The sequence below is a fragment of the Salinimicrobium catena genome, assembly GCF_900102915.1.
Lineage (GTDB): Bacteria > Bacteroidota > Bacteroidia > Flavobacteriales > Flavobacteriaceae > Salinimicrobium > Salinimicrobium catena.
Map to the genome: position 1 here is coordinate 98,987 of NZ_FNGG01000003.1, position 15,775 is coordinate 114,761.

The 15,775-nt window shown below is 35.9% G+C and carries 13 protein-coding genes and 2 pseudogenes; 8 read left to right on the forward strand and 7 right to left on the reverse strand.

Annotation, left to right across the window (positions count from 1 at the left end; all coding sequences use genetic code 11):
• Position 1: 1 nt before the first annotated feature.
• From BLS64_RS08220 to BLS64_RS08245, 6 genes are all read left to right on the forward strand, one after another.
• Positions 2-823, forward strand: a complete 822-nt coding sequence (locus BLS64_RS08220; protein ID WP_093113049.1) for a DUF4138 domain-containing protein — start codon at positions 2-4, stop codon at positions 821-823.
• A 433-nt stretch (positions 824-1,256) separates the two neighbouring features.
• Positions 1,257-1,592: a hypothetical protein gene (locus BLS64_RS08225; protein ID WP_093113050.1), complete on the forward strand. Its 336-nt coding sequence runs from the start codon at positions 1,257-1,259 to the stop codon at positions 1,590-1,592.
• A 219-nt stretch (positions 1,593-1,811) separates the two neighbouring features.
• On the forward strand, positions 1,812-2,240 hold the full coding sequence (locus BLS64_RS08230) for a hypothetical protein (RefSeq protein WP_093113051.1): 429 nt from the start codon (positions 1,812-1,814) through the stop codon (positions 2,238-2,240).
• Between the two features lie 203 nt (positions 2,241-2,443).
• Positions 2,444-3,265 (forward strand): DUF5694 domain-containing protein, encoded by an 822-nt coding sequence (locus tag BLS64_RS08235; RefSeq protein WP_218124605.1) that lies wholly within the window; start codon positions 2,444-2,446, stop codon positions 3,263-3,265.
• 375 nt (positions 3,266-3,640) lie between these two features.
• A complete protein-coding gene (locus BLS64_RS08240) occupies positions 3,641-5,281 on the forward strand; it encodes a serine hydrolase domain-containing protein (RefSeq protein WP_093113052.1) in 1,641 nt (546 codons plus the stop codon).
• A gap of 313 nt (positions 5,282-5,594) precedes the next feature.
• Complete coding sequence (locus tag BLS64_RS08245; RefSeq protein WP_093113053.1) at positions 5,595-6,047, forward strand: VOC family protein; 453 nt, start codon at positions 5,595-5,597, stop codon at positions 6,045-6,047.
• A gap of 203 nt (positions 6,048-6,250) precedes the next feature.
• On the opposite strand, the gene BLS64_RS08250 is transcribed toward BLS64_RS08245, so the two are convergent.
• On the reverse strand, positions 6,251-7,342 hold the full coding sequence (locus BLS64_RS08250) for a hypothetical protein (RefSeq protein WP_143019289.1): 1,092 nt from the start codon (positions 7,340-7,342) through the stop codon (positions 6,251-6,253).
• A gap of 609 nt (positions 7,343-7,951) precedes the next feature.
• Here BLS64_RS08250 and BLS64_RS08255 point away from each other — a divergent pair.
• A complete protein-coding gene (locus tag BLS64_RS08255) occupies positions 7,952-8,503 on the forward strand; it encodes a dihydrofolate reductase family protein (RefSeq protein WP_093113055.1) in 552 nt (183 codons plus the stop codon).
• A 51-nt stretch (positions 8,504-8,554) separates the two neighbouring features.
• On the opposite strand, the gene BLS64_RS08260 is transcribed toward BLS64_RS08255, so the two are convergent.
• The 6 genes and pseudogenes from BLS64_RS08260 to BLS64_RS08285 all read right to left on the reverse strand — a co-directional run bounded on the left by BLS64_RS08260 (position 8,555) and on the right by BLS64_RS08285 (position 14,402).
• Positions 8,555-10,132 (reverse strand): type IV secretory system conjugative DNA transfer family protein, encoded by a 1,578-nt coding sequence (locus tag BLS64_RS08260; RefSeq protein ID WP_093113275.1) that lies wholly within the window; start codon positions 10,130-10,132, stop codon positions 8,555-8,557.
• Positions 10,133-10,154: 22 nt separating this feature from the next.
• Positions 10,155-11,180 carry a MobB family relaxase gene (mobB, locus tag BLS64_RS08265; protein ID WP_093113056.1) on the reverse strand — a complete coding sequence of 342 codons (1,026 nt, stop codon included), beginning with the start codon at positions 11,178-11,180 and terminating at the stop codon, positions 10,155-10,157.
• A 2-nt stretch (positions 11,181-11,182) separates the two neighbouring features.
• Positions 11,183-11,716 (reverse strand): BfmA/BtgA family mobilization protein, encoded by a 534-nt coding sequence (locus tag BLS64_RS08270; RefSeq protein ID WP_093113057.1) that lies wholly within the window; start codon positions 11,714-11,716, stop codon positions 11,183-11,185.
• 1,307 nt (positions 11,717-13,023) lie between these two features.
• Positions 13,024-13,302: pseudogene (locus BLS64_RS08275) on the reverse strand (ribonucleoside-diphosphate reductase subunit alpha); the annotation flags it as partial.
• A pseudogene (locus BLS64_RS08280) lies at positions 13,293-13,592 on the reverse strand (ribonucleotide-diphosphate reductase subunit beta); the annotation flags it as partial. The pseudogenes BLS64_RS08275 and BLS64_RS08280, both read right to left, overlap by 10 nt.
• A gap of 390 nt (positions 13,593-13,982) precedes the next feature.
• The gene (locus BLS64_RS08285; protein ID WP_093113058.1) at positions 13,983-14,402 is read right to left on the reverse strand and encodes an Lrp/AsnC family transcriptional regulator; all 420 of its coding nucleotides are present in this window, start codon (positions 14,400-14,402) and stop codon (positions 13,983-13,985) included.
• A gap of 124 nt (positions 14,403-14,526) precedes the next feature.
• Here BLS64_RS08285 and BLS64_RS08290 point away from each other — a divergent pair, with 124 nt between their 5' ends.
• The gene (locus tag BLS64_RS08290; RefSeq protein ID WP_093113059.1) at positions 14,527-15,243 is read left to right on the forward strand and encodes a sulfite exporter TauE/SafE family protein; all 717 of its coding nucleotides are present in this window, start codon (positions 14,527-14,529) and stop codon (positions 15,241-15,243) included.
• Positions 15,244-15,775 lie beyond the last annotated feature (532 nt).

Below are 15,775 nucleotides of genomic sequence, written 5' to 3' on the forward strand. Positions count from 1 at the left end.
TATGAAACAGTTATTTTTAGGCGTGCTGGGACTTTTATTCTTTACAGGTACAGCCCAGACCGTAGACACCATTTATGTCAATGAGAATCAGAATACCGCATTGTTTTTTCCCGAAAAGGTGAGGCAGGGGATTGTGGGTTCAGAAAATTTTGTTTTTAGTTACAGCCAAGAAAAGCCTCAGTATTTTGGGCTACTAAAAGGAGTTCGCGGTTCCACCAGTAATCTACTGGTCCTTACGCAGGATGGGCAGATATATTCTTACGTACTGAGCTATAGAGCACATTTGCCCTACTTTAACTATTTCATAGGTATAGAAGAAAGCATCGGTAATGAAAAACCGTTGAAAGAAAAGGTCTTTGCTGCCCTGGTCGAAGACACTATGGACGTCACACAACGTGGAAAAGATCCGAAAACCGAAAAAAATGCTTTAAAAATGCGTGCTGAATATCATTTGAAGAATTCTAAAGGTGAGATAAAGAGCCGGAAGAAAAAAGGATTAAAGCTGGCAGTGGGCGATATGAATTATTTTAAGGATGAAGTTTACCTGGTTGTGGCTTTGGAGAACCAGTCTGGAATCACTTTTGAACCCGATTACCTGAACGTGTATATCTCCAGGGGCAACAGGAAAAGAAACGCATCCTATCAAAAATTGCTGCTGGAGCCTATATATATCCATCAATTTCCGCCAAACATCTATCATCATCAGGAAAAGAAATTTGTACTGGTATTCCCGAAATTTACATTAGGAGAGAATGAGGAGCTTGAGTTAGAGGTAAGGGAAAAGAAGGGCAGCCGGTGGTTGAGGATGAAATTTAAAGGCTAATCTTTGAGAGAGGCATAAAAGAAGTAAGGGCAATCCTTACTTCTTCTTTTTAATAAAAACACAGATCACCTTCCCGGCAAGTTTAACTGATAAACGACTATATTAGTTTTGATATAGCGAATTGTAGCCAATATTCATAGTGATTTTTTAAAGAAGAAAATCTGATTGACTTCAATATAAATTAATACCTTCAAAACTTGAAAAAGCTCGCAGAATAGAAATTAAAAAGCAATTAAAGCAAGAAGAAATGAACGAATTCTTTCAAGACTTCCAATGGATGAAAATTTGAACATAAATCCAGGTGAAAAATTTGAATGCTTAAAAAATATTGATGCCTACTTTGATTGTGAAATTCTGCAAAACGTAGAAGAAATATTTGAATAAAATATACTCTAATCGACTTCAATTAAATAATTGACATACACTTTATAAAATGAAAAAATTTGCATACAGTTTTCCTATTTTAGAGGATAAAGTTGATCAATGGTTAAACTTCGTAAAAGAAGTTAATACAACCAGAAAAGATGAATTCACCGAAATGCACAAAAGAATTGGAGTTAAAAAAGAAAGCTGGTTCTTACAAAATTCAAATGAAGAATATTCAGTCCTTGTTTACACTGAGGCTGAAAGCGATGAATTTATGGACAATTTCAAAAAAGATAAATCTAATTTTTCAGATTGGTTTAGAAAAGAGGTATCTGAACTCCAAAACATTGACCTCGATTACAAAACAGAAATGCCAATAAAAGTTCTTGATTGGGAAGAATAATTTACAAATAAAATACTGGCTACAACAACGGTTCATCGCCAATAAGCGGCAGCCTAAGAAAGAAAATAATTAGCTTAACCAACAAACCAACACTAAGCCGACAAATCCGCGTCCCCTACTCCGCCAACTGGCGATAACCGTAGACCGTTGTGGTGCATTTTTTAAGACAGAGGATAAAAATTAAAATTTTGAGATAATAACTGTAAATTGACTAAATTGATGAATCTTAAGAAAAATTTACTTTCAACATTTTATCTCACTACTATAATCGTAACATTCATTATTTCAGGAATTATTTTCTCTCTAGATTATCATAGATACGATAATCACAGAGTATTAGATAAAGAACTTGGAATTAAAACCGACATCGAGAAAATGAAGATTGATCACGGCTTTGCAATTTTAAATGACAACCTAATAATTCCCTCCGGATCTTCATTGAAAAATAAAGGTCAAGTGATTAAAAACCAGAGTAACTTATTTATAGAACTTGACGACCCATTCACTCTCATTAAAAATCCATGCAGTTTAGAATTCCAGGTAGTTAATAATTATGATACTTTAATATTCGAAATTCCTGATCTAAATTTTAAAGATCCGACAGATCCAACAATTGAAGATTTTATAGAAAACATATTAGGTGAATAAAAAACGACACTATAACAGCGATTAACGAGGCCAATATGCGGTATTCAAGAAAATCAATAACTAAGAACTCCAAACAACTAAACAACAAGCCATCAACTCCGAGTGCTAAATTCCGCACACTGGGTTTAACTCTAACTGTTGCCTACAATTTCCACGAAGAGTGTAACACTTAAAATATTTGTTTGTCATTTTTAAAAACAATAATGAGATTTTACATTTTACTAGTTACGCTATTTTTTACTTTACAATTTCAAGCTCAACAAAAAAGAACGGAAGTCCTTACACTTGGAACTTTCCATTTTGACTTCCCAAATAGAGATTTTATTAAAACTGAAAACGCAAATCAAATCGATGTTCTAAATCCAGAATATCAAAAAGAAATTAATTTAATAGTTAAAAAGCTAAAAGAATTTGAACCGACAATTATAGCGATTGAATATCAACCTTCCGAGCAAAAGAAAATCGACTCCTTATACTCAAAATACTTAAAAGGAGAGTATAAATTGGAAAGAGCAGAACCACAACAAATCGGATTTAGAATAGCGAAGGAAATAGGAGCTACCAAACTATATTGCGTAGATGAGTGGGGTGAGTTTAACCAACAAGTTAATGAAGTCATATTCGGTAACGATAGCGTTGAAAACAAAAAATTTAATAACTATTATCAAAATGAAGTTGACGCTTCCATAAAATATAAACCAAAAACGATATTTAAAGCAGAAGGTATATTGTCAGAGTTAATTAGAATAAATGATCCTAAAGACATTCAAAAAACCTTAGGCAATTATTTAATTGGTCCATTTAAATATGAAAGTGAAAAAGGTGATTTTTTCGGAGTGAATTTCGAAAGTGGCCGATGGTTTAATAGGAATTTGAAAATTTTTAGAAATATTCAACGAATTCAAACAAATCCAAATGACAAAATTTTAGTTATTTTCGGTTCTGGACATATGAGTGTTCTCAATTTGTTATTTAAAAGTTCGCCGGAGTTTGAGTTAGTAAATACAAATAGTTATTTACAATAAAACTGTAGGTAACAACGGCTCATCGAAAATATCGGGATTATTGGAAAAAAGTAATTTTAAAAACCGCGAAATAAAACCATTAAACTGACAACTCCGCGTCCCAACTCCCGCAACTTGCGATAGCCGAGACCGTTGTGATTAACTTTTACACAAACTTTATATTTGAAACAGAGATTATTAATCCTTGTTTTAATTTTTAGTATTAATCATGTAAATGCTCAATTTTCCGAAAAAACACGCAATTTATCATTCAGGCGAAATAACAATTGGAAATTTTTTGGGAATTGATATTCATGCAAACTATGTATTAAATGAAGCGTAATCATTTGTATTATGGTTTTCATCCATTAAAATAACACTTTTTCGCAATAAAAAATGAAAATCTATCCTCTTATTGTTTCTGTTCTCATTAGTTCAAGTGCCTATTCCCAAATTGGCCTACAGGAATCTTTTAGCAAAATCCTCAATACTCAAGTCCATTCGGGATCTGATCCCGGTCTAAGCATAGGTGTTGTAAAAGATGGAGAGTTGATTTACAGGGGCAACCGGGGTAGTATGAACCTGGAATACGATCTTCCGATAAATAGTTCAACTGTATTTGGACTTGCATCTGTTACAAAGCAATTCACTTCTGCTTGCATAGGTATTTTGGAGAAAAAAGGTGAATTATCTGTAAATGACGATGTTAGAAAATATATTCCTGAGCTGACAGCTTACTCAGATACCATTCGCATTGAACATTTACTGAACCATACAAGCGGCATCAGAAATCATAATGTGTTACTCAACTTGAGCGGTTTTGACTATGAGCATCAGGGTTATACAAATAAAATGATAGAGGAGCTCATGTTTAGGCAAAGAGGGTTGAACAATGCTCCGGGCGAGAAAATGTTGTATTCTAATACAAATTACGTACTGCTTGCATTAATTGTGGAAAGAGTCTCTGGAATCCCTATCCATGAATTTGCAAAACAGGAGATATTCCTACCCCTTCAAATGTCCGGGACTTTTTACAAAAGTAATCTCCAGGAGATCATCGAAAACCAAGCATATCCTTATTACAAAAATAGTGACCAATACCTGCAACCTAAGTCCTTAACACTGTGTGTTGGTGCCGGTGGAATGGTAAGTACCATTCAGGATCTGGCAAAATGGGCTAAGGTATTCTTAGATCCGGATCATGAGTTTTCCTTTTTAAAGAACTTTATAACTTATCAGGACACCTTGAATAGTGGAAAGTTAATGACTCATGGAAGAGGTATGTTTGTTTCTCCCTATAAAGGCTACACCACATTTAATCACAGTGGACGGGATCTGGGTATGCGCTCTCAATTCATTTGTATTCCGGAGAAAGATCTGGCCATAATAGTATTGACAAATTTTGAAGACATTAATGCCGTAAATATCTCATACCGGATCCTGGATCTCTTTGTTAAGGATAATATTGAAAAAAAGGAAAAACAAAAAGAACATTTTCCTAATCATTTAAATAAGTTCCGGGGAACCTATCAGGAATTAAACAGTGATCTAAGAATGGAGATCTTCAGTAAAAAAGATACTTTAAAGGCTATTAGCAGCTTCGGAAGAAGTGCAACTCCGTTGGTTCCAAAAACTGCTAATTCATTTTACCGGTTAGATAGTCCTTCAATAGTTTACACGTTCTATTCCGAAGAAGGGTCAGAGGTAGATCTGGAAGTGGATTTTGGAGGTGCCATATTCTATTTTGAAAGGGTTCAACTTGAGTCAAATCCCAATCAAAATTTAAATGACTATACAGGGAATTATTACTCAGATGAACTCGACGTAAATTATACGCTTTCCCTGGAAAACAACAACCTGTCTTTGAGTTATCCAAACAACGAGAATATTATTCTTACCGAAGGAGTAAAGGATACTTTTGGAGCGAACAGAAGAACAAAATACTCCTTCAACCGAAATATAAAGGGAAAGGTGGTTTCTTTTGAAGTTGCTTCGGAAGGTACTGTAAAAGAAATATTATTTAAAAAAATAAACTGATCCTAGCAGCTGTTCATCCCAAGTACGAGTGTTGTAGGAAGAATCTCTTTTAGTAATCAGAAATTGAAAATGCAAAGCCGAAAAGTATTCGTTCCTAGTCCCTTCATTTGCGATAACGGCAAACCTTTGTGCGTAAGTTAAATTTGAACTATAATAAGAAAAAGAATGAAAAATCTACTTTTACTTCGGACATTAAAACGTAATTTTTCATCAATAGCCAAACCTTTAGATGATATAATTGAACCCACAACCCATAAGCAGAACATAAAATTTAAAACATAAAAGAGGTATTTTTTGCTTACACTAAGTGATCATGAGAAAAAGCAAATTACTTGAAATGAATAATGTTGGTATTGTTGTAGAAAACCTTGACAATGCCATTTCATTTTTCCTAGAAATCGGACTGATACTAGAAGGTCGAGGAATGGTTGAAGGTGAATGGGCTGCCCAAGTAACTAGGCTTGGAAATCAATCTGTAGAAATGGCGATGATGGTTACACCTGATGGACATAACCGACTTGAAATTTCAAAATTTCTAATACCTGAAACCATTTCGGATCACAGAAAAGCACCTGTTAATTCCCTTGGTTATCTGCGTGTAATGTTTAGAGTTGATAATATTGACGAATTGGTTTCTAGACTTATCAAAAAAGGTGCGGAACTTGTTGGAGAAATAGTTCAGTATGAAGATGCTTATCGACTTTGTTACATACGCGGAACAGAAGGGATTTTAGTCGGACTTGCACAACAGCTTAATGAAAAATAAGAAAATTAAGAACCGCCAATATCGGCTACCGTTCACTAGTAACTTTTGGAGCGTTACAACAAAAAATACTACGATAAGCGGAAAAATAAAAGACTAGGTTGATTCGATGGAGGTAAAGTAGGTTCAAATATTATACACTCTATAAATAAAAAGACTACTTTGGATGTCCAAAGTAGTCTTTAATTCCATTTATTTCTCCATTTTTATTCCGGACATACATTAATCGCAACTCGAGCCTGTACAGGATAAGTTAGATTAGCTGCCTCATAGACCATATCAAAATTGTCATCATTGATATTGTTCACACAAACATCATCTTCATCTACATTAGGTAAGGTGAATCTTGCATGGGTAGCAGTCCACCCGTCATTCAAATCAACGGTAGCGGTTAAAAGGTCTTTCATTGCGGGACGTTTTACCAGATTATATCTGATGGTTCCGACTTCATCTCCATCCTGTGTAAAAATTGGATAAAACTCTGTCAATCCTGATGGACCGTCGTTTCCTACCATTTGAATGAACACAGCTCTTTCACAATCTCCCGTGATAGCGGGTAGACAAACCGGACCTGTTGGTTCACCTCCACCAGGTACACAATTGAAACGCAAGTGCTCGTACTCAACTGTCATATCTGGTCCAAAATTAGCTTCAATATCATTTCGGCTCAATGTGCCACTAAGGACGATAGGAGTTGGAGAGTCATAGTTTTCATTCCAGTTTAGTAAAGTCGCTTCATAATAAATATAGTCCTCATCGGGAACATCATTGATTGGTAAGGCTACACAAACAGGTCTGGCGAAGAAATCACCATTTTCGTCAATTCCGGTTTCCGGTACCAGGTCTGAATATAGAATTTCTCCTGTATTGTCTGTTCCCAGCCAGATATCTAAATTGTAGTTGGCGGTGTAATGCCTTCCATCATCATCACAATAGTTGGCAAAGAAACAGAGTTCATAGGCTCTTACTTCATCCAATTCAAAGAACAGGTAACCATATTGATTGACCTCGCGATCATCAAAGCATAGGACCGGTACCTCGACGTATTTTTTCACTCCGGCCCCCAGGTTAATAGTTAGTGGTAAGGCCCCATCAACAAATTCAGCCAGTTCAGAGCCGAGTCGCGGAGCAATCCATAAAAGATCACCTGCGTCGTTGTATACCGAAAAATGATTCAGGCTATAACTTCCAGGATCCAGTTGAAGCGCAGGATCCTCTTCGGTGAAAATTTGGCCTGCTACCAGATCTACGCGATAAGGTTCTGTCTCGGTACCGACAATTTCCGTGTCTCCCTGCATTAATACAACATGCACATATGCTGGCGTATCATCAGAACAAGCCGGTAAATCCATAACGGCCTGTTTGGTGCCGGATCTGTTAAGAAGATCATTTACGATTGCTCCAAAAGACAACGATGCCTTTTCTGAGCCTTCGATTTGAGGTTCGTCCTTACTACATGAAGTAAAGATCAGGGTGAACACCACTAAAGAAGCAATGAAAAGTCTTAGGTTTTTCATAATTGAAAGAATTAAAGATTAATACAATGGTTAAATTTTAATTTCAGAGTCATTGCCGACCTTGTTACCAATTCAGAGAAGAGTGTATCACTGAAGTGGTTGGGGGATTCTGAAGTCGAACAGAATTAAAGAGCGCTTTATGGGGGGAAACTTAAATTACTCTAAATTTAACAGATTTGAAGCCTCAAGAAAATAGGGGAAAACCCGCTAAATTAAGACAACGCTATATTTGGTTTATAGAAAGTTTTCTCAGTAGATTAGCTGGACAGCTCGGGAGTCAATCAGGAAAAAAGATTTTAAATTGTCTTTACCGGAAATTTTTGAACTCCAGTCATTCCAATGTTTGACTTATAGTAACGGCTAAAATGGCGACAATTAAACAACGAGGTAATGAGAAAAATAATTGCAGCATTTAATATGACGCTTGATGGTTTTTGTGATCATACTTCTGGACTACCCGATGAAGAAATACATCAGCACTATACGGAACTATTAGGACAGGGAGATGCCATTTTATATGGTAGAATTACCTTTGAACTTATGGAATTCTGGCGAACCGTATTAAAAAATCCTTCGGAAGATAAATCTATAAATGAATTTGCTACGGCAATTGACAAAATTCCGAAGATAGTTTTCTCCCGTACAATTGAAAATACAGAGTGGGAAAGTGCTACAATAGCGAAACGAGACCTAAGAAATGAAGTAATAGAACTCAAACAACAATCAGGTAATGATATTTTTATTGGTAGTCGCAGTTTAATTATACAATTATTAAACCTGAACCTAATTGATGAATTCCAACTTTGCATATTTCCAGTTGTTGTAGGGAACGGTTTGCCTTTATTTGATAATATTAAAGAGAGAATTACTTTTAAGCTTAATAAAACTAAAACTTTAAAAAAAGGAGCTGTTATATTGTACTATCAACCAATAAAAGGATAAAAATAAGTCGGATTTGTCGCAACAGTTTATAATTTAAAGCTGAAATTCTTCTCATGAATCTCGGGTAATGGTAAACATCGATTTGATTTCATCCTGGATTCTCACATAATTTTGTAGAATATCCTCTTCGGTAAATTTTCTGACCAGTATTGGAAGTTGTTTTTTCAGCTTTCCGGAATTAAAACATACCGCCTGATCCTTTCCGTCTGCAAAAGCCACAAATTCTCCCGGTTGTAGTCTAAAGAAACGGTCGGCTCTTATTTTTGATACCTCTCTTTCACTTTTAGTAATTCGAGTATCAAAGTTTAATCCTTCGCTTTGACTGGTACTAATGCTTTTTCTTTTAACGATCTCAAAAAAACGTTCGTAATATTTAGCAGTATCCGGATCATTTACCTTTCCAAAAAACTGGTACGACAGATTACTGAGGATAGCTTTGCTGGCTTTTTCGCCATAGAGGAGGTCATTCTGGATCTTGTCCTGCATCACATATATAGTTGCAATATCATAGCTCCGGAGGGTGGCAGGAATGCGGTGCATGTTTAGAAGGCGTATGGTGGGAGCTTCTTCTAACAATATGAACGAGGGAAGTTTCTTTCTAATACTCATCTGTTTGGATATGGTATGGATCACCGTCGCGATGGCAGGGGAGTAGGCAGTCTCAAATTTTGGATTGTTTACAATGGAGATCACAGCGGGATTCAGGGGGTCATTGATATTCAGCGGAACTTCATCTGCGGAAAGTGCCATAAAAATTCTTTTCGTATTTATCTTCTTGAATGCGTTGGCGAGGGTACTTTTAACGGCTGCCGTTTGTCTTTCAGAGTCCACACCACTAAGAAATGCATTGGCCATGGCTTTAGAAGTTGGGTCAGAGGAAAGATAGGTGACCAGGCTTTGCGTATTTAAATGTTGATATAGGGTGATCAAATGGGGTAGAGTGCAAAGATCAGGATAGTCTGTCTTTAATTTCCAGATCAGGCCACAGATCAAACCTTCAGCTGCATCATTAAAGAATTTCGAATTGCCGGAGGAAAGTGATTCTTTTTGCTCAAGGAGATTTTCCAGAAGTACTCGAGACACCTCATTTACACTTTCCTCATCGGGGAGATACCGTGGAGCAATGGGATTTACTCTATGAATTATTTGATCAAAGGAGAGAATATAAAAAGGAATTTCGGCCGTTCTGTACAGAGGATAAGCCAATTCAGTTAATTCAAAATTCTTGTAATCATGCATAATCCCGCAAAATGAATGTTTGCGAAAATGATCAATAAGATTGTAAACCACGCTTTCAGTTTTTCCGCTTCCTGCGGCACCTATTATAGCCACACCTCGGCGAATATCTGAAATGTTTATTTTGCCTTTTTTCAATTTGAAACGAGGGCTGTACCTGGGAAGCCTTCTATTGAAGTGCGACTTTTCTGTGACTGCCAAGAGGAGGGTGTTTAGGGTAAGGAGAGGAACAAGTTCTAAGAGCAGGAACCGTTGAATCTCCAAAAGATCGGCAGGGATAAAGAATGCCATGAGGAACAGGATAAGGATCGTGTTCAAAAAAAATCCCCAGTTAGTTATTTTAATCATTCCCCAAAAAAGTATCCCAAAGCAAATTAATTGTAGCATATCCATATGTACTTCTCCCCAATTCATTCTAGTAACCTATTGAACTAGATCTTACCGCTACTCCAATGGCTCTTTTTATTTGCTTTAAAACAAAGGAAGCTTGGTTCGGATTTAGGTTCAGCATAGGGAGTTTCAAACCTGCCTGATCCATCAATTTAAGAGCTATCTTTTTTTCTGCCGGGGTAAGGTGTTGCAAAGAAGAATAAAATTTCTGTGGGTCTTTAGCCAATATTTTTTTAGCGTCATATGATTCCACGAAATTTCTTTGGTAATTAAAGAGTCTATCGAAGGTTTTTTCAGCAGTTTGAAAAAATTTATCCCTGTCAAACCCTCTTCTGACCAGTTTTCCATGCATTACAACCTCTGAGGATCTGTATTTACTGCCAGGGGATAGACTGTAGGTATTGGAAATATCTTTTCGACTTACGATCAGGTGGATATGGCTTTGGTTTCCCGGTTTTCTCATACCAGGTTCTATGGGTTTGTTATTGATCTTATGAGGACATTGTACGATCACTTTATTCAACTCGTTTTTAATGTCCGAGGCGGGGGCAGATAATTCTTCCCGTTCGATCTTTCTAAGAGAATTTTCCAGGGCGGCTATTCTTTTCAGGAAGGGTTTATTTTCCCTGACCTCCCGGTCGGTTCCCTTGAAAGTACGACTGAATTCTACTTTACCGAAGAACAAAATATCTTTAGGACTTACTGGTCTCCCATGAATTTGCCGGTTAAATGCAGCCGCATAATTCTTCATCACCTCCCGAGTATAGGTGATCAGTTTCTGTTTGTCATTTCCAATATGATTTAATTCCCTCTGGCTGGGATTGATCGTGATGGAATAATATCTGGGTTCTGTTCTTTTTAACTTGGCGACATTGCCATCTATTGCCTCTATCACCTCTGAAGAAGTTATCCTATGGGAATCCTGGTTAAAGAAGAGTTCAGGTGAGTCAGCATTAATAGATTGATTTTCTTTTTCAAGGTAGGTAACGAAATCCGCCGAGCTGGATGAATAATTCTGGGACAATTTCTGAGGAGAGATGGTTAGATACATGCTCAGAGTTTTTCGATTTTAGTTTTGATATCCTGGAGCTCCTTGGGTGACATCAGGAGTCGCAACTGGATTTTTCCGAAGCTTGTTCTGGATATTGCCACTTTATCGAGAATGCTTGTGGTAATGGTCTGCCACTGAAAGACCTTTTTCTGCAGAATTTCATTTTTGTGTTGAGTTTCGCTATAGGCAGTTTTTTCTATCTCTACAGAAGGTTTCCTTTTTTCCACTAGGAGTGGTTGTTTTTGCGGGCTTTCCTGGAATAGAAGTTGGAGCATGGCCAGAGTCGGTTTAGTTTGGCGTTTCTCAATATCCCTAATGATCGCTATAATGACATTTATTCTTTTACTGATGGTACCTTCCAGGGTTTTCATGTTGGGGCCTAGATCTTCAGAGGGATTCAGGTTGTGTTTTGAAAAGAAATCCAGCATTAGCTGAAGCGTCTCCGTTTGTTGTTCCCCAAGATCACGACTGAACTTCCGGAACATTTCTGCAGTTTCCGATTTGATCTTTAAGGTTACAAAGCACTTTTTCTCCATAGTAAAGAGTCTATCAGAATAAAGATACAGGTGGGGCAGGGAAAAGTAATTCTGGGAATAACATTTAAGAGAATGAGGGGATGGGAATTACGTTTTTCGCAAATAATCCTGAAATAAATAAATAATAATTAAAGATGTTTATTTAATGAAACTCGTATTTCTGAAAGATCAGGATTTTAGCGAGCGAAGCGCTGCAAGCCCCAATCTACCAGAACTAATACTATATTGTGAGGCACAAAAAGGAGTTAGATAGATTTCTTTTAGTAAAAAAGGTAGACTGTAAATTGGTCTATCTAAAGGAATTAGTAAACCTGTATAGTGTGGATAATTAATTTTAGAATGTAATTACCTGAAAATAAAGGAAATATGTTTTGCAACATCGCACCGCGTGTTGCCCTCTTGCTTTCTTCTTCCCCCCTAGCTGTGCATAAAACTTTTTTACACGAAGTGGTTGTGTTTTTTTAATTAAAATTAAATTTCTATATTTAATTGACTTTTATGGTTAAGCATATCTAACCATTTTAATTCATTCCCCCATCATTTTACCCATTCCCCCAATCTGTTTTTGGATAACTCTCTTAGGAGTCTATAAGTCCGATGTCCTAAGAGGTTATCCATTTTTAAAATTAAAATTATCTGTTATGGAAGATAATATGCTTAAGGATCGGTACAAATTTGGGAAATGGATCTTACTTATAGGCAGTATTTTTTTGGCAGCCTTTATAGTGCATAATTTTTTGTTTTAGCTCTAAGTCTCTACAACAGGTATTTCCAATAGTATATACCATATAAATCACTTATTTTATTAATTATATAATCTCATGTTATCAATTTGCTCGATTCTGAAGATTACCTATTACCCGGAGGAGTTGAAAGAGAATAAGTATTGAATTCACTGGTATGAGGGGGGGTAGAATTAATCCTACCCCTCTATAAATAAAATTCTGAACTTTCATTAGCTACAGGAAAACACCTAATATTTGAGATAAAGATCAATAGAATACCTCTTATAGCGGGTGTCTTCGCATAATAACAACTGGCTGGATGTTGTTGCTTACAGGTTTCAAAGGTGGTTTTTGGGATATTCGGCCTATCAATCATATCCCAATATTGAAAGGAGATTATGGACAGGTATTCAACGAGACCACAAAGATTTAGAGATAAGTATTATCGTTCTGTACAAAGTATACCATAACATTTCAAAAGCAGGTGCATAATTGGAAATTTATTAATTGAATAAAATATAGATAATTCAATAATTTACATTTTGCACCTTAAGGTTAAATCATTTGAAAAAATTAAAAAATTTAAGCTTCGCAGCTGGAGCAGGTCACCATTTCTGCAATGAATTCCTTTGAAACACTCTGGCTTCTCTGGTAATAAAGTGTTTTTACTCCCAGCTTCCAGGCTTCAATCATCAGTTTATTGACTTCCTTCACGGGAAGATTTGAAGGGATGTTCAGATTTAAACTTTGTGCCTGATCAATGAATTTTTGGCGAATCGATGCCTGTTGAACAATCTCTAGCTGATTTATCTCTTTGAAAGTTTTAAATACTGCCTTTTCTTCTTCGGAAAGTGCCGAAATTCGCACTCTGCAAAGGTGCTTCCCAGGCCGTTGAATTCAGGCTTGGGAAGATGAGTATAAAGATCACCCCAAAAAGATTTAACAGCAACTTCAATCTGTGCAATAGCTAAAAGGCTTCGCTTAACCACCTGTTTTTCATTTGGAGACAGGTATGAATGGAAATCTTGTACATCTGCGGTGAAATCTACTTCAGAGTGCACCCAAAAGGATTTATTAATAGCCTCAGTAAATTTTAAAATTTCAGGATATTCAAATGGTTTGTAATTCACTCTTTTTTCAAAAATGCTCATAATATTTTTTTAGATCGTTAAAAAAATACATAAAACGTATGTTCCAAAAAGAGAATGTGAGGGAGTGGTCACAAAGTCATTGGACATTTACTTTTTATGCGAAAGTAAAAGTCTAACCAAAATTAAGGTAGCCTGGCTCGTAAATCTAATTACTTACAGTTGCGCAACAGCTCATGATTTTCACATGATTCCCCTTATGAATAAATCGTTTTGGTTACAGGTTTACGAGTGTAAAAATAGGGAATGAAGCAATGAAATTTAAATAACATTAAATTAGTTTTCCACATGGTTTTCCACAAAAGTGAAAAAATAAGCTGTAGAGAAATTTATGTTGAATGGAAAAAGGTGCATTTACTTTTATAATAGTTAGACCTCCCCTGGAATTAAACCTTATGAATTTCCCACTTTAGAAAGAATGAGATGGGTAGTTGGTTCTCCAAAAGTGACCAGTTTATCAATAAATTGCTGCAAATGAAGCTGATCTTTTAAAGCCACCCGCATATGTACGTTATGCTGCCCGGTAATTCTATATGCTTCCTTTACCTCCGCATATGAACTAATCTCCGAAATAACTGTTTTAAATTTACCGCTAAAAATTTTCAACATAATAAAAACCTCCAGGCTGTTTCCTAACAAGTTTTCATTGATGTTAAGAGTGTAGGCTTTAATTACTCCTGTGTCTTCTAACTTTTTAATTCGTTCCCTGACTGAAGAAGGGGATAGAAATATTTTCTTCCCAATTTCAACATAAGATAATCTACTATTTTCTTTTAGGATTCGGATTAATTTACGATCTACATCATCTACCATTATTTCGGATATTATATGGCCGAAAATAAATAAAATCAACGAAAATTACCATTTACATCCCTTGATTCCACTTTCATGAAGAAGTTGTGCCTATTAATTTTGTCTGCCATAAAAGCTTTATTTCTTGGATCTGTATTTATTATTTATTCTGGCTACTGCAATTTTTTGTGGCTTCTTTGTCCAAACTCTGGTGGGTTTTGCCGGGTCCCTGGTGGCATTACCAATTCTCCTCTTGGCACTAAGATTACCTGATGCCATAGCTTATATTTCCCTTTTCTACATGATTTCCAGTGCCTATATGATTTATAGGGAATGGAAGAATATTGATCGTAAAACCATTATAAGGCTCAGTCTGGCATCAGTTGTGGGAGTTATATTAGGAATAATAGTTCTTAGTTATACAAAACCGGTCATTTTAAAAAAAGGCCTCGGGGTCTTCATTTTGTCATATGTTGCCTATGTATTTTTTCTACGGAAGGACTATAAAATAGGCAGGAAAACAAATCTTGCTTTTGGTATCCTCGGTGGATTCTTTGCCGGTGTTTTTTCAACTGGAGGTCCACTCTATGTAATCAGCGTTAAGAACAGTATCTACGAAGCCCGAACCTTTAGAGCAACCATGATGGGGGTTCTGGCTTTAGTCACTTTAATTCGTGTTCCTGCTCTTAGCATTAGCGGAATACTAACAATGAATCATGTAAAAATAAGTATAATTATACTCCCTGTTTTCTTTCTTGCACAATTTGTGGGAATTAAACTTTTCCCAAAAATTAACGAAGTGCAATTCAAAAATATCCTCTTAATTTTACTTTTTCTGTCAGGTTTCTCTCTTCTTTTTTAGCCATTCAATTTTATCTAATCAGATAAAATTTAGTATTTACGACGATGACTTTTTGTTTTTCAAATCATCACGAGGTGAGATCAAAACTCTTTTAGTAGGATATAGAGAGTACTTAACAGCTGAATTATGATTTGCTTTCTTATGTTTTGAGTATTGGAATATCTTATCAAAACCATGTTTGGGGGATTATTCTATTCCTATGGTTATTATTCGAAAATCTCCAATTTTTAGTTGAATATAAATATTTACCATGATGAGCTCTATGCTGTTCTTGTTTAACATGTAGCCTCCGGTACCTTCAAAAACAGCACACGATCCGGCACAAGTAAGTTGTTGTTGACTTGGGGACTGATGTAACTCCATTCTAATAGGTTTCGTTTAATTTTCAGATTAGGAAAACATAAGATATGTATTCCATGAAGAAGGAATGACCTCAAGAGATCTTTCATGAACATCATATATTAGATATGACTTTATTCTAAAAATATCAATTACTGGTTATGAGCTTTAATAACCTACTACATGAGCCAAA